General features: G+C 49.3%; 17 protein-coding genes and 4 pseudogenes. 10 read left to right on the forward strand and 11 right to left on the reverse strand.

The features are described 5' to 3' along the window. Window positions 1–152 precede the first annotated feature (152 nt). The 7 genes from AYY16_RS13530 to AYY16_RS13565 form a co-directional block, all read right to left on the reverse strand. On the reverse strand, window positions 153–770 hold the full coding sequence (locus AYY16_RS13530) for a hypothetical protein (protein WP_067367589.1): 618 nt from the start codon (window positions 768–770) through the stop codon (window positions 153–155). After that, the gene (locus tag AYY16_RS21165) at window positions 767–1,060 is read right to left on the reverse strand and encodes a VENN motif pre-toxin domain-containing protein (RefSeq protein WP_067367591.1); all 294 of its coding nucleotides are present in this window, start codon (window positions 1,058–1,060) and stop codon (window positions 767–769) included. Before AYY16_RS21165 ends, AYY16_RS13530 begins: the two co-directional genes overlap by 4 nt. After that, window positions 1,057–7,938, reverse strand: coding sequence for a hemagglutinin repeat-containing protein (locus AYY16_RS13540; protein WP_235846309.1), 6,882 nt, complete (start codon window positions 7,936–7,938; stop codon window positions 1,057–1,059). Before AYY16_RS13540 ends, AYY16_RS21165 begins: the two co-directional genes overlap by 4 nt. A 44-nt stretch (window positions 7,939–7,982) precedes the next feature. Beyond that, window positions 7,983–9,725 carry a ShlB/FhaC/HecB family hemolysin secretion/activation protein gene (locus AYY16_RS13545; protein ID WP_082970744.1) on the reverse strand — a complete coding sequence of 581 codons (1,743 nt, stop codon included), beginning with the start codon at window positions 9,723–9,725 and terminating at the stop codon, window positions 7,983–7,985. A 366-nt stretch (window positions 9,726–10,091) separates the two neighbouring features. Next, window positions 10,092–10,994: an alpha/beta fold hydrolase gene (locus AYY16_RS13555; protein WP_067367597.1), complete on the reverse strand. Its 903-nt coding sequence runs from the start codon at window positions 10,992–10,994 to the stop codon at window positions 10,092–10,094. Window positions 10,995–11,042: 48 nt separating this feature from the next. Continuing rightward, the gene (locus tag AYY16_RS13560) at window positions 11,043–11,666 is read right to left on the reverse strand and encodes a DUF2239 family protein (RefSeq protein WP_067368321.1); all 624 of its coding nucleotides are present in this window, start codon (window positions 11,664–11,666) and stop codon (window positions 11,043–11,045) included. A 281-nt stretch (window positions 11,667–11,947) separates the two neighbouring features. After that, window positions 11,948–12,724 carry an AraC family transcriptional regulator gene (locus tag AYY16_RS13565; protein WP_067367599.1) on the reverse strand — a complete coding sequence of 259 codons (777 nt, stop codon included), beginning with the start codon at window positions 12,722–12,724 and terminating at the stop codon, window positions 11,948–11,950. A gap of 229 nt (window positions 12,725–12,953) precedes the next feature. Here AYY16_RS13565 and cfa point away from each other — a divergent pair, with 229 nt between their 5' ends. The 8 genes and pseudogenes from cfa to AYY16_RS21735 all read left to right on the forward strand — a co-directional run. Next, complete coding sequence (cfa, locus tag AYY16_RS13570) at window positions 12,954–14,093, forward strand: cyclopropane fatty acyl phospholipid synthase (RefSeq protein ID WP_067367600.1); 1,140 nt, start codon at window positions 12,954–12,956, stop codon at window positions 14,091–14,093. 213 nt (window positions 14,094–14,306) lie between these two features. Beyond that, entirely contained in the window at window positions 14,307–14,498 is a 192-nt protein-coding gene (locus AYY16_RS13575; protein ID WP_235846310.1) for a helix-turn-helix domain-containing protein, read from the forward strand. A gap of 201 nt (window positions 14,499–14,699) precedes the next feature. Continuing rightward, the gene (locus tag AYY16_RS13580) at window positions 14,700–15,911 is read left to right on the forward strand and encodes a CynX/NimT family MFS transporter (protein WP_067368324.1); all 1,212 of its coding nucleotides are present in this window, start codon (window positions 14,700–14,702) and stop codon (window positions 15,909–15,911) included. A gap of 48 nt (window positions 15,912–15,959) precedes the next feature. Next, the gene (locus AYY16_RS13585; RefSeq protein ID WP_067367603.1) at window positions 15,960–16,688 is read left to right on the forward strand and encodes a CBS domain-containing protein; all 729 of its coding nucleotides are present in this window, start codon (window positions 15,960–15,962) and stop codon (window positions 16,686–16,688) included. A gap of 81 nt (window positions 16,689–16,769) precedes the next feature. Then, window positions 16,770–18,303, forward strand: a pseudogene (locus tag AYY16_RS13590) (MFS transporter). 311 nt (window positions 18,304–18,614) lie between these two features. Next, window positions 18,615–20,501, forward strand: a complete 1,887-nt coding sequence (locus tag AYY16_RS13595; RefSeq protein ID WP_067367605.1) for an alkyl/aryl-sulfatase — start codon at window positions 18,615–18,617, stop codon at window positions 20,499–20,501. Next, window positions 20,494–20,640 carry a hypothetical protein gene (locus AYY16_RS21455; protein ID WP_082970745.1) on the forward strand — a complete coding sequence of 49 codons (147 nt, stop codon included), beginning with the start codon at window positions 20,494–20,496 and terminating at the stop codon, window positions 20,638–20,640. The genes AYY16_RS13595 and AYY16_RS21455 overlap by 8 nt, the downstream gene beginning before the upstream one ends. 152 nt (window positions 20,641–20,792) lie before the next feature. Then, window positions 20,793–21,107 (forward strand): annotated as a pseudogene (locus AYY16_RS21735) (helix-turn-helix domain-containing protein); the annotation flags it as partial. A 188-nt stretch (window positions 21,108–21,295) separates the two neighbouring features. On the opposite strand, the gene AYY16_RS20470 reads toward AYY16_RS21735, so the two are convergent. Together AYY16_RS20470 and AYY16_RS20475 are read right to left on the reverse strand one after the other, a co-directional pair. Next, a complete protein-coding gene (locus tag AYY16_RS20470) occupies window positions 21,296–21,451 on the reverse strand; it encodes a hypothetical protein (RefSeq protein WP_162271059.1) in 156 nt (51 codons plus the stop codon). A gap of 30 nt (window positions 21,452–21,481) precedes the next feature. After that, complete coding sequence (locus AYY16_RS20475; protein ID WP_235846311.1) at window positions 21,482–21,670, reverse strand: hypothetical protein; 189 nt, start codon at window positions 21,668–21,670, stop codon at window positions 21,482–21,484. Window positions 21,671–22,247: 577 nt separating this feature from the next. On the opposite strand from AYY16_RS20475, the pseudogene AYY16_RS13610 reads away from it, so the two are divergent. Further along, a pseudogene (locus tag AYY16_RS13610) lies at window positions 22,248–23,335 on the forward strand (linear amide C-N hydrolase). Window positions 23,336–23,408: 73 nt separating this feature from the next. On the opposite strand, the pseudogene AYY16_RS13615 reads toward AYY16_RS13610, so the two are convergent. Next, window positions 23,409–23,892 (reverse strand): annotated as a pseudogene (locus tag AYY16_RS13615) (cold-shock protein). A 297-nt stretch (window positions 23,893–24,189) separates the two neighbouring features. On the opposite strand from AYY16_RS13615, the gene AYY16_RS13620 reads away from it, so the two are divergent. Continuing rightward, entirely contained in the window at window positions 24,190–24,888 is a 699-nt protein-coding gene (locus AYY16_RS13620; protein WP_067367614.1) for an RluA family pseudouridine synthase, read from the forward strand. A 52-nt stretch (window positions 24,889–24,940) separates the two neighbouring features. Here the strand turns inward: AYY16_RS13620 and AYY16_RS13625 are convergent, their stop codons facing one another. Further along, window positions 24,941–25,480 (reverse strand): DUF2058 domain-containing protein, encoded by a 540-nt coding sequence (locus AYY16_RS13625; protein WP_067367617.1) that lies wholly within the window; start codon window positions 25,478–25,480, stop codon window positions 24,941–24,943. Window positions 25,481–25,496 lie beyond the last annotated feature (16 nt).

Raw genomic sequence — 25,496 nt, forward strand, 5'->3', positions numbered from 1 at the left:
AAGCTTTTACAAAATAATCAGATGAATAAAAGAAGCCTTCATCAGAAAAAAAACCAGATAATAGATTTACCAATAAAAAAAAGATAAGGATATTATAAAAAAAAATAGCTATCCCACTTAAAATACTAATAGTGAAAATATATAGTATATTTTTATTTGTTATTTTTATCATTAGTAACCTTAATTTCTTCTTGAACAATGGTATTGGATGTTTCTGTAACAGCTGATGCTCCTGCATTTCCCAAAATACTTGGTAATGAAGCAGATCCCATATCTTTCGACAACCCCAATTGCCCCTGAATAGCACCACCTTGTATGCGTGGATTATACTTGGGGTCAAAGCCATTCGATTTCCAATAGCCCCACTTATTGACACCATATTTTATCCCACTACCAAATCCATACCCTAATCCGGAACCAAACCCTGCCGTTCCGGCGCCCATTAATGGGTCTTCCCCTTTAACATAAGCAGAACCTGCCCCCATCGAGGCATTGATACTAACAGTTCCCCAAAAACCGGTATTTCCGGTCAATGCACCAGTCCAATACGCAAATATAACATCATTTAAATCAACGGATTGTGTAAATGCATATTGAATACCTGTATTCGCCGTTGCGCCAATAATACTCGTTGTTGCCGCAGTTTCAGGTAATAAAGGCCAGGCAATTATACTGAATTCCATTGCTGTCATTGTTTGGCATGATATCGGATTAGAACCATTACAGGCTTTTTCTATTTCCGCTTTTTTTACTTGCTTCCCAATTCTCAATTGTATTTTTTTTTCCGCGCTTCTGCCGCAGCCATTACACGGGGATTCATTGCATTATTCTCAACCGCATTCTTCGCCGTCTGCGAACCGCTGATGCCGCCTGCGACTGAGTCTGAGGCAATTCCGCCCGCCAGGCCACCTGCCAGGGTGGAGAGCTGGCTGAGCTGCACTTTCTCATCCGCGTTCAGGTCACTCACTTTTTTGTTAAAGAGCAGGTCGGCGATAACCGGTGCCGCCAGTTCACCGGTCAGGGCGCCTGCCGCTCCGCCGGTGACACTGCCGCCGTTCATTTCTGCGGTACACCGGCGAGCAGTGCATGTGCCACCAGGTTGGTTGCTTTTTCATCCGGCGTCAGCTGTTCATAGGTTTTACCTTTATAGGTCAGGTCTTTTACCATTCCCGCCAGATAAGGCGCGGCACCGTTAGCAATGGCCGCTTTGACATCTCCGCCTGCCAGCCCCTGGAATGCCGCAACCACCGCCGTGACTGCCTGCCGCTCTTTACCGCCGACCTGCTGCCCGTTTTTTGTCAGGGCGTCACTGACTCGTTCATTATAGTACTTGTCAGCTTCGCTTTTTAATACCGCATCATAGCTGGTTTTTGTGTCACCTTTTTCGCGCAGTTTGCTTAACTCGGCGTCAGCATTTTCTTTTATCTGCGCTTTTGCACTCTCCGCCTTCAGTTTTTCTGTCGCTTCGCGCATCGCGTCAATTCTGGCATTGGTATCATAGATATCCAGCACCTGCGTCCCGATATCCGCGATAGCCTGTGCCTGCTGCAGACGCTTCTGCTCTTTTTCCTTGTCAAAAATCTGATTGAGTGCCGTGTGTGCGTGGTCGGTGTCACGGCTCAGGTCTGCCGTGTCCTGTTTCTGGTTTTCCGTGTCGCGGATAATCCATTTGCCGTCCGAGACCGCCGCATGGGTGGTGTTGCTCTCTTTGCCGCTGTTGTTGACGCCCACCAGGGTATTTGAGGTCAGATTGGAGACCAGCTGGCTGCCCGCCCCGCCGAACCCGCCGGAGCCGGTCATACCGCCGGAACTGAAGCCTGCACTCTGGTGTTCAACTTTATATTCTGCTTTGTTTTCAATATCATTAAAGCCCAGCGTACCGGTATCAAGGCGGTTTTTGTCCTTATCCGCCGTTGAGGCAATGACCGTGCCGTCCAGTTGCGTGTGTTTGCCGGTGGTGATGTCATAGCCGCCTTTTCCGGCAAACAGCCCGGTCTGCTCCTGCACGGAGTCATAGGTGCTGTGCATCTTGTCACGGCTGACGTTCACACTGGCTGAGCCGCTCATGGAGCCGTAAGTAAAGCTGGCACCGGCGCTGACATTCTGCTGTTTGCTGTCGTAATTATCGCTGTCCTGTTCACTTTCCAGCGTCAGGTTGCGCCCGGTATTGACGGTAATCTGTTCACCGCTGACCTGCGCCCCTTTGAGGGTCGTGTCCTGCCCGGATTTCAGCGTGACCTGATGCCCGGCGTCAATCACCGTTTCCCGGTGGGTGAGACCATCGCCTTTCTCACTGCCTTTTCCGGCATTGACACCGGCGGAGAATTTAATGCCCCAGCCGCCCTGACCGACAGTAATACCCACGCCGAGATTGCCGCCTTTGCTGCTGTTTTTTCCGTCAGTTTTCTGCATCTCTTCCGCAGACGTCAGGATGATGTCACGGGTCGCATCCAGCACAACATCGCGCCCGGCTTTTACATCACTGCCCTGAATGAGAATATCACCTTTGTCCTGCGTTTTATCACCGGTCGCTGTGATACGGATATCACGCCCGGCACCCAGTTGCCCGCCCTGGGCGTCAGTACGGTCGGTACGGGTTTCAGATTTTGAGGACTGACTGCCGTAAGAAATCTGAATACCGATAACATCATCCGGTTTTTCAGCATTGCCGCCCGCCCCATTAACGGCATCGGCTTTGTCAGAGGCCGCGTTACTCATGTCCCACGACTGTTTGCCCTGATAACCGGACAGCACGGCCTGCGTACCTTTCAGTGCTTTCAGGCGGTCATCATCCGTGTCTTTCGAGTCCTGTGCCGCCTGCACGGCCGTGTTCATGGCACTGCCGACGGTGCCGCTCAGGGAGAGTGTCAGTCCGCTCTGCTTCTGTTCGGTTTTGGTCAGTTCCGTACGGGTGTTTTCAGCTGCGGTGACCGCGACAGACTGCCCGGTGAGACTGATATCTTTTTTCGCCACCACATCACTGCCGTGAACGGTGAGATTTTCTCCGGCGGTCAGGCTGACACTGCCGTCCGTGCTGCCCAGCGTGCTGCCTTTGTGCAGCTGACTGTCGCTGTCGGTGGTCTGTTTCAGGGACTGCTTGCCGATGGTGAAACCAATCCCGCCGGAGCTCAGCAGACCGGATTTTTTCTCCTCGCGAAGATGCGTTTCCTCACGGGATTCATCCGTGGTGGTGACGGTAATATTTTTCCCGGCCGTGGCGGTCAGGTCGTTATCCGCAATCACCTGACTGCCTTCCACGGTAAGATTATTACCGGCTTTCAGCGTGACGGTGTCGCCGCCGAACTGGCTGCTGACCGCCTCGTTGCGGTGCACTTCATCATGGGTTTCCAGTGAGGAGGCAGACAGCAAGCCTTTACTGCTCTGTTTGCTGTGCTCCGTCAGGTCAGAAACAGCGCTGCCGGAGGTTATCGTGATATCCCGCCCGACGGTGACGTTCAGGGCATTTTTGGCATCGACTGTTGCCGCTGTGGCACTCATATCGCGCCCGGCGTTCAGGGTAATATCCCCGCCGCGCAGTTGGGTGCCGACATCCGTCTGCTCTGCGACGTGCCGGTAGTTACCGCCGCCCCAGTCGCCGTTTTCGGTATGGGTGGTGGTGACGGTACCCAGTGTGATGTCATTCCCGGCCGTAATGGTGGTTTTGCTCTCTTTGCCCTGCGCGGCAAGGTCTGTCGCGGTCAGGGTGACGGAATTTTTAGCACTCAGCGTCAGTTTGCCGCCGTCATTCTGAACATACACACCCGCAATGCGGTTGAGATTGCGGTTGTCCGCCTCTCCCGCCAGGGTGGTTTCACTGCGGATATTCTCTGCATTCACCGTCAGGGAATCACCGCCAATCAGGGTACCGCCAAGATTATTCAGGTCACGTTGTGCGTTAAGCAGCACATCATTACCGCTTATCGTGCCCTGATTGAGAATGTCCCCGGCATTGATATTCAGGGTATTTTTACTGAGGATACTGCCGCTGTTAACCAGTTGTCCGTTAACGGTAAATTGGGTGTTTTTACCCGCCAGCAATGCGCCATCTCCGGTTAAGTCTCCCGGTTTGATGCGGGCATAGACCTGCGGCACCAGGACCGTTTCGGTGCTGCCGTCCGCCAGAGTGACCGTTTTTTCAACCAGCCACACCATATCACCGGTCAGCAGCGCCATCTGCCCGGCGGTCAGTACCACGCCGGGAGTCAGATTATATTTTTGGCCGAAGGTGATGCCGTTATCCATCAGGGCTTTGAACTGCTCTTCATCGTTGCGGTAATCCCCCAGGTAGCGCTGACCGGAGAGCGCCACAATCTGGTCAGTGATGAGTTTCTGCTCATAATAGCCATCGCCCAGCCGCTTATGCATCTGGCTGTGATCACTCTGCAACGCGGTCTGCATGTAATCTGTGCCCAGCCATTTTTTACGGTTGGTAAAACGCGGATCGGTTTCCACCAGATACTGACTGTCACTGCCCGGTTTCAGATTAAACAGGCTGTTATTTGGCAGGGTAATATTATCATTGCCGGTGCGGATCACGGTGTCTGCCTGTGTGCCGCCGGTTTCCCCTGTCACCGGTACATCAATGATCGCCGTGGCTGTGCGTCCTGACGTATCCACAGCCTGAATATCCGTCTGCGCATTCATTTCCCATTTATGTACACCAAGGTCGGTATCGATGATAACCGGAGCAGGACGATACCGGCTGTTAGATTTCCCCTGCGATGTTTTGGTGCCACCGATTTTCCGTTTTTTCTTTTTCGCGTACCAACGGGTCTGTTTACCGATATCAGTGACAATATGCACACCTTTGGTGGCAATGTTCTGCAAATCAGCGATGGTGCCGGTCAGCAGACCGCCTGCCAGCACACGGCTGTCCTTGTTCAGCAGCTTGTCGCTGTTAATGGTCAGATTGGCACCGGACTGGATCACGCCGGGTTCGGTGGTAACGACCAGAGTGTCTTCAATCGTCCGGGTGTAATCATATTCATAAAATTCATTATCCCGGCTTCCGTCAGGCATAACGGCATCATGTACACCGTATTTTTTCTTCTCCCGCTTAATATCTTTCCAGTCAACGCGCTGTGTATGCCCGCTCAGTACGCCTTCATGATATTTTTTGCGGCTGGTAACCTCAATCCGGGTCACCAGGTCAGTATTGATATTATTGATTTCCCGGATATTTAGCGTCATATCCCCCTGCGATTCCAGGGTGGAGCCCAGATTATTAAACAGATCGGCGCTGCCGGTGGCGCGGTAGTCCGCATCCAGTGTGCGTCCGATGTTCAGCAAGCCCTGGCTGTAAATCAGGCTCTGTCCTTCGTTATTCAGTGTTTTGGTGCCGATATTCAGGCTGTTGCGGGCGGCAATCACCGCCGAGCGGGATTTATCGGCGACCGCGCTGTTATTGAGGGTATCAGCCTGAAGCGCGATATCATCGCCATAGATCCGCCCGGTGGCGGTATTGTCCAGCGTTTTGGTGCTGATACGGGTATTGACGCCGTCAATCAGTCCGGTGTTGGTGAGGGTGTTTTGTACTGTCAGTGTGGTGTTATCCGCACTGATTTCCGCATCACGGTTGTTGGTGAGCTGTGAGGTTATAATCGTCACCGCCTTACCGCCCTGTATCAGTGCCTCATTCTGAACACCGTTTTTCACATTCAGGGTCAGACTGCCGTTGGCCTGTACTTTTTTCCGGTTGGTAAAGGCGTCATTCAGGGTAAGCGACAAATCTCCGGAGGAGAGCACATCCCCGTCACCGCTGAGGCTGCCGCTGGTGACCGTCAGGCTCTGACCGGCAATCAACGTGCCGCCGGTGTTGGTGAGCGTGTCGGTGGTGACCGCCGTTTTTTCATGTCCGGCGGTGGTGCCCTGTGTGTTGTCCAGTTCACGGGCGGATAATGTCAGCTGCTTGCCGCCGCGGATATCGCCTTCGCGGTTATCGGTTTTTTCTGTCACGGTCAGAGCAGCATCGCCGCTGCCCTGAATTTTACCGCGCTGATTACTCAGTGTCTCTGCGCTGAGGGTCAGATGTTGTCCGGCAATCACGCCCTGCGTATTATCGAGAGCATGTTGTACCGCCAGTGTCAGTGCACCGCTGTCGCGCTGCACCATTTTGCCGTCGCGGTGAGACAGAGCGACCATCTCCCCGCTGATAGTGCGGGCGGAGGTTTCACTGCTGTCCAGCTGATACGCCCCGCCTTTCATCATCAGATGCCCGTTGGAGACAATCACGCCGTTCTGCCCGGTATAATCCGGGGTGGTGATACGGGCGGTGCCCTCTCCGGCGTGTTGTATGCGCCCGGTGCGGTTGTCAATCTTATCTGCATTCAGGGTGAGATCACGGCTGTTGGCGGCGATCGTACCGCTGTTATTGATGATGCCGTCTTTGTGATCCAACATCAGCGCATCTGTACCGGTCTGGATAATCTGCCCCTGCGTGTTATCCAGTTTACGGCTGGTCAGTTGCAGCGCCCCGGCGGTCAGTTTGCCGCTGCGGTTATCAATACCGTCCGGTGCAACCGCCGTCAGGGTGCCGGAGGCGGAGACATCCGCGGTTTGCAGATTAAGCCCGGTGGCAGAATTCAGTGCCATGTTTCCGGCAGCAGTGCGGCTGTTCTGCAGTGAAATGTTATCAGCAGTCACCGCCATGCGGTCGTGCGCCAGTTGCTGCCCGTTCAGGGTCGCGGCTTTCGCTGCCGTCAGGGTCATGTCCCCGGTCTGCGTGAGTTTGCCGTCTTTATCCACACCGGCCGCCATCACAGCCCCTGCAGCATTGTTCAGCGCCTGACTGTCAGAGGTGAACGTGCGTCCCGCCAGGATCTGTTTTTGGTTATCCGTATCTCCGGCTGTTTTAAGCTGCACATCCCGTCCGGCGCTGACGGTACCGGTATTGGTGATGTTGTCTGTCAGTGTCGCTTTTACGTCAGTTGTTGCGGTAAGAATACCGCTGTTCTGCAATTTACCGTCAGCGGATAAACTCAGTTCACCGACCTGCGCCCCGATAGTACCCGCATTGCGCACGCCGACCCCGTGTTCGGTGCCGACCAGTTTGATTTTATTGGCATACATGCCGCCGACCGCAGCCACATCCAGTGCAAAGGCCGGTGTCGTGCCGTCTGCCGCTTTTTGTTTGACCACATTGCCCTGCGCATCAGTGATATTGCGCCCGGTAGTGATGGTCAGATCCTGCGCATGCAGTTTGGCATTCACTTCCACGGCACGGCCTATCAGCCGCGTGTAGTTGCTCTGTGCGTCGTTCATGCCCTTGCCGGTGATCGCAATCTGGCCTTTATCGACATCAAACCCTTTGATTCGTCCCTGCTCCAGCAGCGCCTGTGCAGCGGCCAGAGTAGTTTGTCCGGCATTGATAAAGCCGCAACCGTTACAGGTGATCCCCGCCGGGTTGGCAATAATCACATCCGCCCGTTTACCGGCCACTTCAATAAAACCGTTGAGCTGACTCCGGTTGGCGCTGTTGACCTCATTGAGGATGATCTTTGCTTCCCCTTTTGCCACCCACGGGTTGGCGGTAACCAGCCCGCCCAGTTGCGTCTGTGTGTTGACCGCACTGTTATTGAGGATCGCACCTTTGCTGTCCACATCGAACTGACTGTACTGGTTACGTGAGACACCGTCATGGTTCGGTGCCTGGATATTGACCTGCGGCGTGCCGTTGGCAGAGGAAATCACGGTCGGCTGCTGATTGCCGGGGGCGGAGCCGTCCGCCACAATCCCGCCCGCCACCGCAGGCAACGCAACCCTGCCGCGCAGCAGCATCATGGCAAGCCGGAACGGCGACAGGGTGGCGGTCAGCGGGGTAAGATCCGCACCGTTCTGTCCGCGGGTTTTATCACTGCTGTGATTTTTCGCCAGTTCGGACACCACCATCATCATCTGACGGGCTTTGTTAAAAATAATCCGGTAACAGTATTTATTCATTGCTCATTCCTTTGCACTATCAGTGCAGTCATCATCAGTACCCGTCAGTACTGCCAGCTGATATTAAAATTAAATACGGCATTGTCGGTTTTAAAGCCGTCCGGTTTGGACAGCGGCGTGCCGACAGAGAAATCATAAGAGAGACCGGCCGGGGAGCACGCACCCTTCAGACCAATCACGCCGCCTGCCAGGGTCTGCCCGATAAGCCAGTCGCGGTTGTGCCCGTCCACGCGCCCGTAATCCATACCGAGATACAGTTGCTGCTGCGGCACAGGGGTAAACCAGGTGAGGGTATTGCGTACCGTCCAGCCGTCATCGCCGCTCAGGGTACGTTCACCGTCAAAGCCGCGGACTGACCAGCGGTTACCGATGGAAAACTGATCCTGCGGCGTCAGCGGGGTGCCGCTTAACTGGCGCAGGTATTCGCTCTGATACTGAAAATGCTGCTCTCCGGCGGCAAACGGCACCGTCAGTGAGGCGGAGAACTGTAAAATACGGGAGAGTGCGGTGGCGTAATCTTCACTGTCACGGACACGGTACTCTTCCCACGCCGGCATCGCACCAAACCAGCGGGTGCCGCGCTGGTAACTGACGCCCGCATCCAGAATCGCCGCGCCAAAATACTGCCGGTGATCCAGCCCGACCTTCCAGGTGCTGGTACGGCGCTTCTGGTTCTCTATTTCCGTTTGCTGAATATAGTTGCGGGTCTGGCGAAAGTTCACGCCATAATTCAGGGTGGTTTTCGCGGTCGCATCGCGGTACAGCACATTACTGAGCTGCGCATTAAGGCTTTCACTGCGCCCTTTGTAACGGGCATCGCTGTTGAGCATCGCCACCGTCTGCACGTAATCGTATTTGCTGCCGGTCAGGGCTAACTGCCAATAACCGAGCGGCACAGAATAATGGGCGCTGTAGTTGGTGGAGCCTTTGCCGTTGGTAAACAGCAGATCACGGGTGGCGGTCACGTAAAACAGATCACTGAGGGAGGACGGGTTATCCAGCGCGAACATCAGCCCGCCCTGATTTTTCCCGGTACTGTCCGTGCCGGTGTTGTCCACCCAGGCATTGAGCCGCCACATTTTTTTCTGTTTGCGGGTGATAACAATGTCGCTTTCGCCGGGTTCATCGCCGGGCACCAGCTCCATTGACGCTTCGACGGTCGGCAGACGCTGTAAATTCTCCAGCCCCTGCTCGATATCCCGCAAATCCAGCACATTGCCTTCGCGGGCAGGCATGGCGGTGTAAAGGGTGGCGTACTTATCTGAATCGTCCGTAAAACGCACCTGGCGCACGCGCCCGGGAATGACGGTCAGCGCCAGGGTACCCTGAGTCAGATCCTGCTGTGGCGCCAGTACGCGGGTGGTCACCCAGCCGTGGCTGATCAGGCGGTTCTGCATATTGGCCATCAGCAGATTAATGCCCTGCACGCCGAGACATTGCCCCGTACCTTCATTTGCAAGGCGCTGTAACGGCAGCCAGTGCGGCAGTGATTCAGTCCCACTGACGGTCACCCGGCGAATCTCAAAACACGGTGTTTCCTGCGGGAAAATCAGCTTACCGGATGAGATAACCGGGGCGGCAAGGCGGACATCCGGGGCTTTGGCACCGAACTGTGCATCCAGTGCGTCCTGCTGCTGTTGCTGATGAATAAACTGCTGGTCACTTACCCGTTTTTCCGGGGGAATAACGGGCTGATCGCCCGGGGCACTGAGAGCCGAACCGGCAATAAAAAAGAGTGCCGCGCCGGGTAAGAAGCGGGAGAGGACCATTTTATGTCTGTTATTCATGTTTTTAGCGTCGCAGAGTAGTGTCAGAAAAGCAGGGTGCGGTATTGCAGTAAGTGAAATCTTACTGAAAGAAAATAAGAAAGGGTAAGTAAAAAAACGCACATTAAGATAAAAAAAACATAATGTTTTTTACAGGTGAACATTATTTAATAATACAGACAGATCCTTTGCTGATAATAAAAACACAGGATACATAACCATCACTTATCAGTTCATCACTGTAAAATCAGAAGATTAACTAATGTCAGTTGATGCAGATCAAACTGAAAAAACCGGCGCTGTCCGGCTGTCGCTATGTGTGTTTCTGCTCCCGCAAAAGTCCTTGCCGGAAGCAGTAGCTGATCACCGGGTATCGCCCGGTTGATATTATCCGGAGTACGGGAAGCCTCGCGCAACCCTGTCAATCCCGTCTGTCACTCTCTGATAAAGTTGAGATGGCAGGTCGTGACCCATTCCGTCAATAAGCATGAACTCCGATCCACTTATTGAAGAGGCAGTATCTTTGCCGCAGGCAGCAGGAACCAGAAGATCGTCCGCTCCATGCACAACCAATGAAGGCACAGTGATCCCGGCCAACAGCGGACGAAGATCACCTGTGGCGGCGATCGCGGCAATCTGTCGCCCGAAACCGGTTGAGTCACAGGACCGGCTGATCTCCTCCTGAATGAGCGCCCGGTGGGCGTCCTCGTCAAACGGATAACCGGGGCTGGCTATCAGCCTGGCGAAAGCGAGGCTGTGCGCCAGAAATCCGGCTTCATCCTCCTGAGGATTTGGCACACGCTGTGTCAGCATCGCCATAACCTCCGGCGAAGCGGAAGGAAGAGCCGGATTTCCCGTACCGGACATAATCGATGTCAGCGACATTACCCGCTCCGGATATTGACCTGCTGCTATCTGAGCAATCATGCCGCCCATGGATCTGCCGACAAGATGAGCTCGTTCTATACCCAGCGCATCAAGCAAGCCAACCACGTCGCCCGCCATGTCGTACAATGTATAAGGCACATCAGGCTGTTGTCCGGCAGCAAAAGCAGCAGCCAGTGCGGCGAAATCCGGTGCGGGACAGCCCGTAAAATGTGATGAGCAACCGGTATCACGATTGTCGAAGCGGATCACCCGATAACCTCTTGCTGCCAGCATTTCGCAAAACAAGACCGGCCAGCGGATCATTTGTGTTCCGAGACCGGCGATTAAAAGAATGGCTGTGGCATTGTTATCGCCGAAACTGTCGCAGCACAACTCTATGTCATTGACTTTGTGAATAGTCATTTTCTGTTCCGGCCCGATTCATAATTACTGATCATAGGGTTCATTGCGTCAGGCTCCCTTACAGGAAGCTAAACTCAGCGCATAATCGCGGATATCACAAGGCCACCCGGCAATGAGCTGAATAAATTTCTCCGTGTCTCCGGCAAACAGTGCACGCGTACTTTCTTCAAAGCCGTCCAGATTGCCCGCCATTGCCGACATAAACCGATAAGCCCGCTCCTGAATTCTGCGCCTCTCGTCGCGGGGTGCATTGCTGCGACGAGCCTCTTCCACCAGCTTGCGCAATGCGACCGACGCCCCTCCCGGCTGTGCCGACAGCCAATCCCAGTGACGGGGCAGAAGTGTGACCTCGCGGGCGACCACACCAAGCTTTGGTCGCCCGCGTCCACGCGGCTGTGGCTGAAGCGGGGATTGATCGGCTTCGGCAGATTCCGGTTCTTTTATTCCGTCGCTCAGGAACTCTTTTGGTAGCCGGGCTAATGCCTCGGCGTCAGTTCCGCGCAGATCGACGTCCAGGACACCGCCGGTATCGTCGTTAAAAATCAATAACGGCCCTGAGGGACCGGATTCCATCGCCCGTTTTACCGCCAGCGCGTTGGTTTCCAGATTGCCACAGGCAATACGTTTCCAGCCGTCAAAGCTGGTAAAGGATGGTGGGGCTACCGTTGTCATAGTAATACCTTCAGAAGTCCAAAACCAAATTATATCCGGGTAAAATACAATATTCAATTATTATCCGGATAAAACAAGCCTGTGTCCTTTTGTTACTGTTATTACGTGTCAAATCTTCCTGTATTGACAGAAAATCAGGTACGTTGTCCCATGATCGCCGTAATGCAAACGGAATGAGGTATTCTGAATAGTTGGTGAACAAATGGATAGGCATATAAGAAAAGGAGAAACTGCCTGGATAAAACCGGGGGAAGTATATATAGCATATAAATATCAAGGCATTACTGTTCGAGATAGCGCCCCGGGGTTGTTCCCAATATTTTTTTGAACATGGTGATAAATGCCGTGACTGAATCATAACCCAGCTCAAAGGCGGTATTCTGAACCGAGGTCCCGGTGACAAGCAGCCGAATCGCTACCAACAACTGAAGCTGTTGTCTCCAGCGTCCAAACGTCATTCCTGTTTCTCTCAGGATAAATCGCTCAAATGTGCGTTTACTCATTGCCAGCCTTCCCGCCCAGATATCAAGCGAGCTTCTGTCCCACGGATGGTTCATCAGACTATCTGCCAGCATTCTTACTTTTACATTATCACTGATTGGCAGGCTCAGCCGTACAACCGGCATCATGGTAAGTTCGTGAAGCATAACGTGAGCAAATCTCGCGATATGACTGTCGCAGGTGTAATCCTGTGGACAGCTCTCCAGGTGTTTCATCATTTCACGCAGCATCGGGCTTATTTGTAATGTACAACACTCCTGCGGCATACCCGGAACATTCGGTTCCACATATAAAAACAGAACCTCCGCATTAGTTGTCACTCTGTTGCTGTGGGGCTGCCCCGCCGGGATCCAGACCGCACAGTTTGCCGGCACCATCCAATAGGCATTGGGTGAAAGGCTGGTGACCCCGCCATGCAACGTCAATATCAGCTGCCCTTTTCTGTGTATATGGAGCGGAAGCTCTTCATCACGCGCCCCCTGCTGAACCTTCATGGCAACAATCGGATTCGTATTGGAATCAAGATCAAAATTTTTCAACGAGTTAGATAATGACATGCGGGTGACTCCCTCTGTTCATCTGAGTTTCGCCCGGATAATTTGGCAAAATTCAGAGATAGATTGATGTTATATCGATATTAAGACAAAGAAGCAAACGGTTATAGTATTTACGGTGCTTGATGCAGAGCTGTGAAAGATCTCAGAAACAGAATTTTAACGAGATTATTTATCACTCCGCCTCATTTTATAAATTAGCTACTCATAAAAAAATTAAGCAGGTATTTCGATGAACAAAACCGTTTCGCCAGACCAGAAAGATCCCTGGTATCAAATGAGCCGGGATTTGTTGCTAAAGGCGGGTGTTGAAATTAATGGTGTCAATCCTTACGACATTCAGGTTAACAACAATAAATTTTACAAACGGGTTTTACAGGAGGGGTCACTTGGTCTGGGTGACAGCTACATGGATGGATGGTGGGACTGTGAAAAGATTGATGAGCTGATTGCCGCGATGATTGAAGCCGACCTCGAATCATCACTTTCACTCAGTCTCAAAGATCTGGTCAGGGTGGCAGGTTCGAGGCTTATCAATCTGCAATCCCGTAAGCGGGCATGGATAGTGGGTAAAGAGCATTATGACCTCGGTAATGATTTGTTCTCAGAAATGCTTGATCCCCGGATGCAATATTCATGTGGATACTGGAAAGATGCCACAGATCTTGATACCGCACAGCAGAATAAGCTGAAATTAATCTGTGAAAAACTGAAACTTCAGGCTGGTATGACGTTACTCGATATTGGTTGTGGCTGGGGCGGACTGGCCGCATACGCGGCTAAAAACTATGGTGTGAAAGTCACCGGCGTCACTATATCAACGGAACAAAAAAAACTGGCTGAAAGCAGATGTTCCGGACTGAATGTTGAAATCCTTTTACAGGATTACAGAGATTTAAACAGACAATTTGACCGCATTGTTTCAGTGGGCATGTTCGAGCATGTCGGTCCGAAAAACTATGATACCTATTTCAGGGTTGCCAACAAATGCCTCACACAAGACGGTATATTTTTACTGCATACTATCGGGTCTAACAAAACCGATTTAAATGTTGATCCCTGGATTAATAAATATATTTTTCCGAACGGATGTATTCCTTCAGTCACCCAAATTTCATCCGCCAGCGAGCCCTTCTTTGTTATCGAGGACTTACATAACTTTGGTTCCGATTATGACAAAACACTCATGGCATGGTTCCAACGGTTTGAGTCCTCCTGGAACAACCTTGAAATAAAATATACACCACGATTCAAACGCATGTTCTCCTATTATCTGAATGCCTGTGCCGGTGCATTCAGAGCAAGAAACATTCAGTTATGGCAGGTCGTTTTTACAAAAGGATTGCATGGCGGACTTCAGGTTCCGCGATAACAGGCCGACCTTATCCTTAATAGTACAAGACCAGGACATTAAGATGAAAAAAAAATAATTCGCTGATAAGAGCAACTATCCAATCTATTATCGAATGGATCGAGTCTAATATATCAAACCCGATGCCAATTAAAGTGTTATCAGATAAATCAGGTTATTCTGCCGGGCATTTCCAGAAAAGTTTTAAAAAAAATTACCGGAATGACGCCGAAAGTGTATATAACGTACCGGAAAATGATTATCGCCAAAGAATTACTGGCAGAAACACACAGCTCTATCACTGAAATTACAATGTATCTTGGTTATGCGCAGCAGCCAACATTCAGCAAAGTATTCCGTGAGTATTACCGTATAACACCGACACAATATCGCCAGAACACTCAGACTGTCTGCGCACAGGAATAATTTACCTTCCGGGCTGCCGGGAGCACCGTACCGGCAGCCAATCTGCTGTGCTCTTCCCCCTTTTCCCTGTTGCTGAACATTCATTTAAATTGTGCCCGCATAACTTGGCGACATTAAGAGATTGATTGATGTTATCTCGATATTAAGACAAAGCAGAAAACAGTTATAGTGTTTCTGACATTTGATACAGAGCTGCGAATAATGCGTGAAATACCGATACCTCAAAGAAAAAATTTGTTGTTAATCGTTGGAATACTTCTTATTGCAACGAATCTCCGGGCTCCTTTTACCAGCCTGGCACCGTTACTGGATATGGTCAGAAACAGTTTTGACTTAACATCGGCTCAGGCCGGTTTACTTCAGACACTGCCGTTACTGGCTTTTGCTGTTTTTTCACCGTTTGCCGCAGGAATTGCGCGCAAATTCGGAATGGAAAAAACATTATTTATTTCACTTATTATTATCGCATCAGGAGTCTGTTTCCGCTCATTTGCCGGTCTCAGTGGCTTATATGGCGGTACCTTACTGGTCGGTCTGGGAATAGCCATCGGGAACGTGCTGCTCCCGGGGATTTTAAAACGCGATTTACCCCATAAAGCGGCGAGCCTGACGGGGCTGTATGCGCTGACCATGGGTCTTGCTGCGGCGCTGGGATCGGCAACAGTCATTCCTTTAACGCACTATTTTAATACCGGCTGGCAGAATGCGTTATTGATAACTCTGGCATTCCCGATCGTTGCCCTGATTGTCTGGATCCCCCAATTATCACGCAGAAAAATTCAGAACGATATGCAGGGCAACACACAGGGCAATACACAGAATCAGCCGCTACCAGGCGTATGGGGATCAGGGCTGGCCTGGCAGGTATCCCTGTATTTCGGTCTTAACTCATTCATTTATTACATTATTGTCGCCTGGTTACCCGCTATTTTGCAAAATCTCGGGTTCAGCGTCGCCGAGGCCGGTTCGCTTCACGGCGTGTTGCAACTTTCAACCGCTGTGCCGGGCTTTTTCATCGGCCCTCTGATTGCCAGACTCCGCAACCAGTGTGCGCCCGGTATTCTGTTTGCCTTACTGGGCGCTGTTGGTCTGGCCGGGTTGCTGATTATTCCTTCACTTTCCACGCTCTGGGTCGTTCTGCTCGGCGTGAGTACCGGAGCAGGCGTGATCCTCGGACTCGCGTTTATCAGCCTGCGCTCAGCAAATTCTGCTCAGGCCGCCGCCCTGTCTGGTATGGCACAGTGTGTAGGCTATCTGCTGGCGGCGGCCGGACCTCCGCTTGTTGGTCTGATCCACGACAAAACAGGTAACTGGATACTTCCTCTCGCCGGCTGTGCTGTACTGGCTCTTGTTCTGTCAATACTGGGATATATGGCAGGGAGAGCACGTCAACTCTCTTCCGGTGCCGGGTAAAAAACGGTTATTCCACCACCAAAAACCTTACGGTCAGGAGATAAAAAAATGATTGCTGCTGATGTGATGACTACCGCACCTGTTACGGTAAACGAAGACACCCCTATTCTTGAGGTTGTGAGTCTGCTCCTCAATCTGCAAATAAGTGGTCTGCCGGTGCTGGATGCCGCAGGAAAAATGTCAGGTATTGTGACTGAAGGTGACCTTCTGCGCCGGAGTGAACTGGGAACTGAAATAAAACGGCCTCACTGGAAAGAGCTGTTTTTAAGTCCCGGTAAGCTTGCCAGAGATTATGTTCAGTGCCACGGACTGTATGCCGGAGAGGTAATGACTCCCGACCCGTTAACTATCGGACCACAGACACCACTGGATGAAGTTATCCATCTGATAGAGAGCTACGGTATCAAACGGGTTCCGGTCGTGGAAGACGATAAATTGCTTGGCATCATTACCCGTGTGGATATTTTAAAGGCACTCCGCACCATACTGATACACAACAGCACGTCAAATAAAGCAGGTAATGAAATAATTGATGATAAGTCAGTTAAACAAGACATTATGGACAAGATTTTCAGTCAGCCCTGGGCACCAAAGAGCAATATCCGTATTACAGTCGCACACGGTGTTGTGGATATATACGGCACTATTCTTGATGAAAACTTACGAAGCGCATTAATTACCGCAATAGAAGAAGTAACCGGTAATCATCGTGTACACGATCACCTTGTATTTATAGAACCTATTACCGGGCTGTATATCGAAAATAAAGACGAATAACACAGCTGTATTTATAAATACGTATTGCGGTACGACTACCCAATCCCGGTGAATAAAAATACCGCGACTTTAGGACAGGAAATGTATTCATCCGGCCCGGGCTCTCTCGCCATAAGGAAAAAAATAACACCGGGCCGCCTGATGGCTTACGGCGGGGGAAATTTACTCGGCAGCGGCGTTATTGCCATTGCCGGTGCATGGTTGCTCTATTTCTATACCACATTTTGCGGGCTGACTCTGATAGAAGCCTCAATTATCTTTTCGGTTGCCAGTGTGACAGATACCATCAGTAACCCTGTGATGGGTTATCTGACCGACCACTTTGGTAACACCCGGTTGGGCAGACGCTTTGGCCGCCGCCGTTTCTTTTTGCTTATCGGTGCGCCGCTGATGGTCTTTTATCCCCTGCTGTGGATAGAAGGATTCGGTTTCTGGTATTACCTTTTTACGTATGTCGCATTTGAACTTATTTATACCTCGGTAATGGTGCCCTACGAAACGCTGGCCTCTGAAATGACCGATGATTTTGTTATCCGCACCAAACTTACCGGTTATAAAGCCATTTTTGGAAATATTGCCAATTTCCTGGCCGCCTTTATTCCGGGGCAATTTATTTTAATTTACGGTAAAGAGTCTTCACAACCTTTTCTTTATACCGGTATTTGCTATGGCGTTATTTTATTTATCGCAATCAGCGCACTCTATCTTGCCACATGGGAGGATAAAAACAGTCCGAAGGCGGGAGTTCCGCAAGGCGGCTCACTGTGGAAAACCGGTACAAGATTAGTTCGTGATATCAAATCTACATTCCATTTGCGCGTTTTCCGTAAGCATCTGGGAATGTATTTATTTGGCTACAGTGCTGAAGGTATATTTATTTCGTTATTTACATACTACATAATTTTCGCTTTACAATTTGACCCGTCAATTCTTGCCGGATTAAACAGCTTAAGTTCTCTTCTCCAACTCGTTTCAACCATTATATTCAGCACGATTTGTGTGAGATACGGATTCAGCAAACCCTATATCTGTGCACTACTCTTTGTTATTTTCGCGGTGTGCAGCCATTACCTGTTACATTTTTTTTAATCTGTCCCCTATTGTCACTGTCATTACTATTATCAGCATTACCGTTATTTATGGTTTAGGCACCGGCGGTGTTTATTACATTCCATGGGCTTTATATACCTTTCTGGCGGATGTGGATGAAGTTTTTACCGGACGGCGCCGTGAGGGTGTTTATGCCGGTTCAATGACGTTCGCCGGTAAAATCTCACGCTCGATTATCGTATTTTCAGTGGGAGCGACTCTGACGCATTTTGGCTTTCAGCCTAAATCACATATACAGCCGGAAAGTGCGGTTAATGCTATCTCATGGATATTTTTTGGCGGGGTTACCGTTCTTGCTCTGATTGCCATTTTCTTCAGCTGCCAGATGACGCTTAACCGTAAAACGCATCAAATTGTGTCAGATGAAATTGATCGCATCAGGCAGGGAGGAAAAATCAACGATGCCGGAGAAGAGGCGCGCAAAACTATCGAAACGCTGGTGGGCTGGCCGTATGAGCAGTGCTGGGGGAATAATGTGATTTGCAAAAAAATGCAATCCCCCTGAGAGCGAATGTGTGGCAAAAATGGAGTCTGAATACGAATATCGATACCCGCTTTATAAAAAATGAACTACCGGTAAAAACCGATACCGATAAGATATTTCTGATGATACGACATACCGCAATGAGTTGCCCCCGCCCTCTGTTTACAGCCCGGTAGAGTAACCGCCGGGCAATCTGTTGGCACATGCGGTCGTGACGTTTCGTTGTCTGATTTCCTTTTCAGGAAACCATTTAACTAACCAGGCGATCATTCAATTTGTATCCACTGCGTGTTGATACGTTGATAAAAAATCGCATAACGGAGAGTAAAGTTATGACATTTAAGAAAAAAACACTGGCTATACTGTGCTCAGGACTGGCAATTTCCGGTAGCGCTTTTGCCACACCAGATTATCAATTTAATGTCGACAGTAAAGCCGCCACAGAAATAACCAAAGAAAAAAATGAAGCGGTCTATAACCAACTGGATTTTACCGGTAAAACTGATTTCAATAATGCCGATAAAGGCTTTCTCGCACCTTTAATCAATAAAGGTGACATTGACGGCATCATAAATGTCAGCGGTCTGAATTTTATGCAGGGTAAAGACGCTCCGCCTTCTGTTAACCCGAGCCTGTGGCGCCATGCTCAGTTGGTTAACCGGGGCGGCCTCTATAAAGTATCCGACCACATATATCAGGTTCGCGGACAAGACCTTGCCAGCCTCACCATTATCGAAACCGACAGTGGAATTGTACTGTATGATGTTGAATATTCAGCAGATACCTTCAAACGATCTATTGAGCTTTATGAAAACGAGCGCGGAAAAAAACCACTGAAAGGTATCATTATTTCCCACAGTCATGCTGACCACTTCGGGGGTTTTGACGGAATTTATGCCTCAGGTCTGGCAACACCGGAAGATATCGCCGGCGGTAAAATTCCTTTTATCGCCCCGGAAGGTTTTGTTCAGGAAGCCGTCAGTGAGAATGTCATGGCGGGTAATATTATGGCGCGTCGTGCCAGCTACCAGTATGGCAACATACTGAAACCGGGACCGACCGGCGGGATCACCGCAGCACTGGGGCCGGTGCTTGCGGATGGTAAGTGGGCGCTGCCGTTGCCGAATAAAACCATTACAAAAGATGGCGAAAAAATCACCCTCGATGGTGTGGGTTTTGTCTTTTATCTGACTCCCGGCGCTGAAGCGCCCGCTGAGATGGTGATGTATATCCCGCAGTGGAAAGCGCTGTCAATGGCTGAAGAAGTCAATCATTTACAACATAACATCTATACCCTGCGCGGGGCGCAGACCCGTGATGCCAGCCTGTGGGCATCTTACATTAACTCCGCGATTGTGCGCTGGGGTAATGACGTTGAAGTTCAGTTTGGTCCGCACACCTGGCCGGTGTGGGGCAACCGGAATGTGGTGGAGTACATGAAAGATCAGCGTGATGCTTATCAGTCTATCTACAACACGACTATCCGCTACGCCAACCATGGCTACCGTCCCGATGACATTGCCGAGAATGCAAAACTGCCGGAAAAAGTCTTCCGTAAATGGGATAACCGCCCTTACTACGGCCATACCCGTAATAATCTGAAATCCACTTATATCAAAAACCTGGGCTGGTTCAGTGGTAATGCCGCAGAGTTGGCTAAATACCCGGATGGCGCACGCGGTAAACATTATGTGAACGCGCTGGGTGGTGAGAAAAAAGTGGTTGAACTTGCAATACAAAACTACAAAAAAGGCGACTATCGCTTTACCGCCGATCTTCTGAATAATATTGTGGCTTACAATCCGTCCAATAAAGAGGCTAATTATCTGATGGCGGATGCACTTGAGCAACTGGGTTATCAGGAAGAAAATGCGCTGTACCGTAACCTGTACCTGTCGGCGGCTCATGAATTGCGCATTGATGGTAACATACCAAACAAAGTAGCCGCAGCATCTCCTGAAGTAATTGCCGCACTTCCGTCTGAAATGCTGGTAGCCTACATAAGTATGGTATCTGATCAAATAAAAGCAGAGAAACTGGATAATAACACTATTGCGCTGAACATGGATAACGATCAATTTATCCTTGATTTACATAATGGTGTACTCAATTACGTGAAGCTGACTGACGATATGCCGGTTCAAAAAGCAGATGTTACTGTGCAAATTACAAAAAAACGACCTGGTCCGTGTTATCACAGGTCAGGAAAAAATGGATGACCTGATCAGTGCCGGAAAAGCAAGCATTGAGGGTGACCGCGGGATTTTGCAAAAAATTGTCGCCACGCTGGATATGAAAATCAGAGGCGATATGAATCTGGTGCTGCCTTTGCAAAAAGAAAACCAGATCCGGACATAATACTGATATGTGTATTTCCTCAAACCGGGCAGCCTTTGTGCTGCCTTTTTCTTCTCGTTACCGTCGGGTCTTAATAATAAAGCATTAAAATCGATAGTATTTTATGATAAATGAACCGTGGGGATAAAATAAATGCCGGTAAACTCATTCCTATGAAACAATCATCTCTGCACGTATCAATTACCAATTATATTCTTTGCTGGGTCGAACAGAACCTGAATACAGGTGCGGCTGTGACTGATTTAATAAAATTAACCGGCTACAGCCGCAGTGCCGTGGAATACTTATTTATGGAAGAATTCGGATTACGGTTGGGTCTGTATATTTTTCACCGCCGGATGACCCATGCCGCCGTAATGTTAAGACTATCCTCGCTGACGGTAACAGAAATTGCCGAGGCGTTTCGCTATTATAGCGGACCCAATTTTGCACGCGCCTTCCGGTCATGTTTTGGTAAAAGTCCGACTGAATACCGCAATGATCCCACCCGGAACCGAATTGCACTGCAAATACCACTGGAATACCGATCGCCGGATTTTCAGGCAGCGGTATTTGATTTCGATACGCCCTACTTTATTTGTGGACAGCGGTTTAAATGCACCACAGGTACAGGGTTTGATACCGAAAATGATAACCGGTTAATTGCTAAATTAAATTACCATGCGAAAATACATGACAGGGCAGAGACTAATGCAGTCTGGATTGCCGCCACGATAACCAGTTCCGGCAATACATTACCCGACAGACAGAGGCTGGTAAATGTTGACACGGTAATAGGCGATATTACTGAATATGAAACCGGTTGTTCCATGGGAGTTTCTCCCGGAAAATATGCCGTATTCTATTTTACCGGGCTCCGGGAGGAATTTCTTTTCTTTTTAAGGCAGGCATTAACCGAGCCGGTCGCCATAACAAACTGCACTTTATCCAGTTCATCCAGCGCATCTGTCACCGTGGCTGCGTTATCTAACACATACTGCGCCCACAATCCTATCTGGAGACCGGCCCGGGATGTATCTCGTGGCTCCACATCGGTTTCGTTCAGATACAGTAAATTGACGGCTCTGATAGTTTACTTTCCTGTGAGCAAACACCGATTTTAATTAATCATTTAGCTCAAAATTTGTTTCATCATATGCATGAAATAGCTGCCTATATCTTTGTGCGCGGGTCTATTCGCTTTAGTATTTCCGGCCTGATTATTATTATCCTGACTACTTACCCGGTAAAAAAAATAACAACTAATTAATTTTAAGATGAATAAGACCAGTATTGATAACACTGCGCGGTGTTGCATATCCGCATTAACGCCGTTGTACATACCTTATCATCGCTATATATAACCACACTTACACAATCAATATAATCGGTACATTCACCGGACGTGAGCATTACCTGTAATAACCAGATATACAGATTAAATACATACCATATTCAATTTTTCTCTGTAACAGCCTGTAAAATTAATATTTCACTGATTATATTCTGTGATATGCTGATGTTTGAGAAAATAGTGCGCTATATTTAATTCTTTTACTTCCTGTTGTACTATTTTTTACCCGAATTTTCACCGGAACAGAATTCACTATTAATTGTGATGACTTCAAATGAAACTGAATAAAATACTGAGCTGCGTATTATCCTCGTTACTGTTTACTTCTTTTGCAGGTATCGCCTGTTCAAGCCTGGCGATTACGGATAGTCAGAACCATGTTTATCAGGGCAGGACGATGGAATTATCTGAATCACTCCCTTCATGGCTGACTTATTACCCAAAAAATACCGTTTTTCAGAAAAAAAACACCGGATGGTAAAAACGGAATTCGTTATCAGTCCCGGTACGATATCCTGGCTATCTCGACAGAAATTTACTTTGATGGTGATGATCACAATATTTTGCAGGGGCTCAACAGCGGCGGGCTCTCTTACAGCGCCAATATGATTGATGAAGCGGATCTGACACCGCTTAAATCTGCGGATTATGATAAAGCTATTCCCGTTATTACTATCGGAGAGTGGGCGCTTGCTAACTTTTCAAGCGTCGGAGAAGTTAAAAAAGCCGTTAATGATGGTTATTTTTGGGCACCGACATTAAAAAAAATTCGGAAACCTGAAATCCCCCCTTCACTATGCATTTCATGACAAGAATGGCGGTAGCATTGTAGTGGAAGCCAATAATGGCAAACTGCAAGTGTATGATAACCCGACCAGGGTGATGACCAACGGACCTGATTTCCCATGGCATCTGAAAAACCTCAATAATTATACCCAACTGACTAACGTGGATCACTCAACAGCGACACTTGGCGGAATCAGTGTATCGCAGCCGGACAGCGGTATTGCAACATCAGCCCTGCCTTCATCGGATACTTCGGTAGGCCGTTTTATCCGGGGTATTTATTATTCAACCCATGCCCGGAAAGCAGGCAGTTCTTCTGAAGCGATGAATACACTGGCCCATATCATGAACCGTTTCGACCGCACTAAAGATATTACCGTCGATACCATGGGTGAAAGTGGCAGCAATACAGGAAAAATAACAACTGAATACACGGTCTGGACCACCCTGTCTGATTTGAGCAACGGAGTGATGATGATCAGGGGTTATAACGATATTAACTACACCTCTTACTCACTTGAGCAGTTCAAAAACGCAACCAAACCCGTCTTTGAGCGAATCAATGTGGGCAGTTGAACCCCGCTCTATAGTCCTGCCGGTAAGCGTTTTCTCTTGCCGGCAATTTGCAGTCAGCGAGCCCCGGATTATGTCAGACGCCGAGCAGTTTTACCGTGGCATCCACATCTATTTCATCTTCCGAAAAGATCAGTGTTGTTCCCTGGAAGGTGGTGATCGCCAGTTTTTTCAGCGTGCGCATTTCATCTGGTGCGCTGGTCAATTTAGGTCTGATGCTGCTCATCAGTACACCGACTGACAGCACGGTTTTCTCTTTATCAATTGTGGAGTCAACCGGCACTTCTTCACTGTAAATCAGGTAGGATTTGATCGACGTAAGTTTAATGCGTTCGCCCGCAATATAGATATATTTGCTTTCCGGTATAACTTTTACAGAATAGGCGGATAAACCTTTGTTATTTGTCGTGGGTTCAAAAGTCACTGCCGCATCTTTTTTTTATCAGCTCAGGGTTGGCGACCTTAACCTCATGAAAATAACGGTTATCACCATTTTCATCTTTGATAAACCCAAAACCTTTATCTTCAAACCACGTTGTGATCGTTCCGTTCATCGCCATTACCCCTGCTTAATCATTTATATGCTCAGTTTTTGCAGCGCGCAGTATAAAGCACATTGCCTGTGCAAACCATGTCTTTGCTTATACCCTTATTCATTCAAACTGCAGGTTCGTTGGCGGAACGATGACAGCCGGGTCACATACTGATGTATGCTTCCCGTCAGGCTTCCTTTGCCGCCTGCCTGCATCCTGAATGACGTTGGGTATACATCCGGATGATGAATGCCCTGTGGCCACTGTCGCCAGCCGGCTTAAAATTCGCTATCATTCACTCCCGCTCTTTATCCGGATAGCCCGATGTCTGCCATTATTGATACCTTTATTGCCCCGCCGTGTCATGACGAGATAGAGATAATCTTGCAAGACGATCATCTGGTGCTTATCAATAAACCCGCCGGGCTGCTCAGTCTCTCGGGAAAAAATCCGCAAAATCTGGATTCAGTACATTACCGGCTGGTGCAACTCTTTCCGGGCTGCACCCTGGTTCATCGTCTGGATTTCGGGACGTCCGGGCTGATGGTGATTGCCCGCAATAAAGGGATAAACGCCGCCCTCTGCCAACAGTTCAGCCAACGCACAGTAACCAAAGTATACAGCGCGCTGCTTTGCGGGCATCTGAGCGATAATGAAGGCGTGATAGATGCCGCAATAGCCAAAGACCCTGCGCTGTTTCCACGGATGTCCATCTGTGCTATCCGCGGCAAGCCCGCCCGCTCACACTACCGGGTCATTGAGCGCGTTTATCATAAGTCAGAAGACGGAACATTGCTGCCGGTAACGCGGGTACAGCTAACCCCGGAAACCGGGCGCACTCATCAACTGCGCATTCACTGTCAGTTGTCGGGACATCCGATTCTGGGCTGCGACCTTTATGGCGGGCTCCTGCAACCCGGAACAGAAAAAACACCCCGGTTGATGTTGCACGCCAGTGAGCTTAATTTTGTTCATCCCGTCAGCGGAGAGCCAATTAACGCCCAAAATGCCAGCCCGTTCTGACAGCAAACATACTTATACCAATACTTCTGAAAAAACGCTTATATATACGCCATTACCACATCAAATCATCAGGCACTTTAAAATCAGCATACGGATCGTCTTCATCTTCCGCTTCCCGGCTAAGTGCATTATTTAATACAATACTGTCCGCATCCCGCTGCATAATTTTATCAGCAACACTCGCGGGGATAATCGCGTATTCATTCACGTCGCTGTTATCAATAACTAAACGGGCAATGGCGAGACGACCACTGATCAGCTGCGTCTGAGTAATCTTATCCACAATCGCTTTTTTAATAACATTATTATCGGTGAAGTTAAAACTGATATCGCCTTTTGAAATAGCGATTCTGTTCATTTCAATAAGCTGTTTTACCTGCGCTTTATATTCTTTAGATAACGCGGCTTGTTTTTGCTGGTCGCTCAACTGTTTATCGCGCTCAGATTGTACTTTTTTGTTTTCTTCCACAGCCTCTCTTGCTTCACGTGCCTGAACCCGTGATTTTTTAGCTGTTCTCTGAACTTTAGCTACCTTTTTGCTGGTTACCAGCCCGGCTTTCAGCATCTGCTCTTGTAAGGTGAGTTTTGTCATTTTCGTTTCTTTTTCG

Origin of the sequence: Morganella psychrotolerans (assembly GCF_001676155.1) — a bacterium.
GTDB classification, from domain to species: domain Bacteria; phylum Pseudomonadota; class Gammaproteobacteria; order Enterobacterales; family Enterobacteriaceae; genus Morganella; species Morganella psychrotolerans.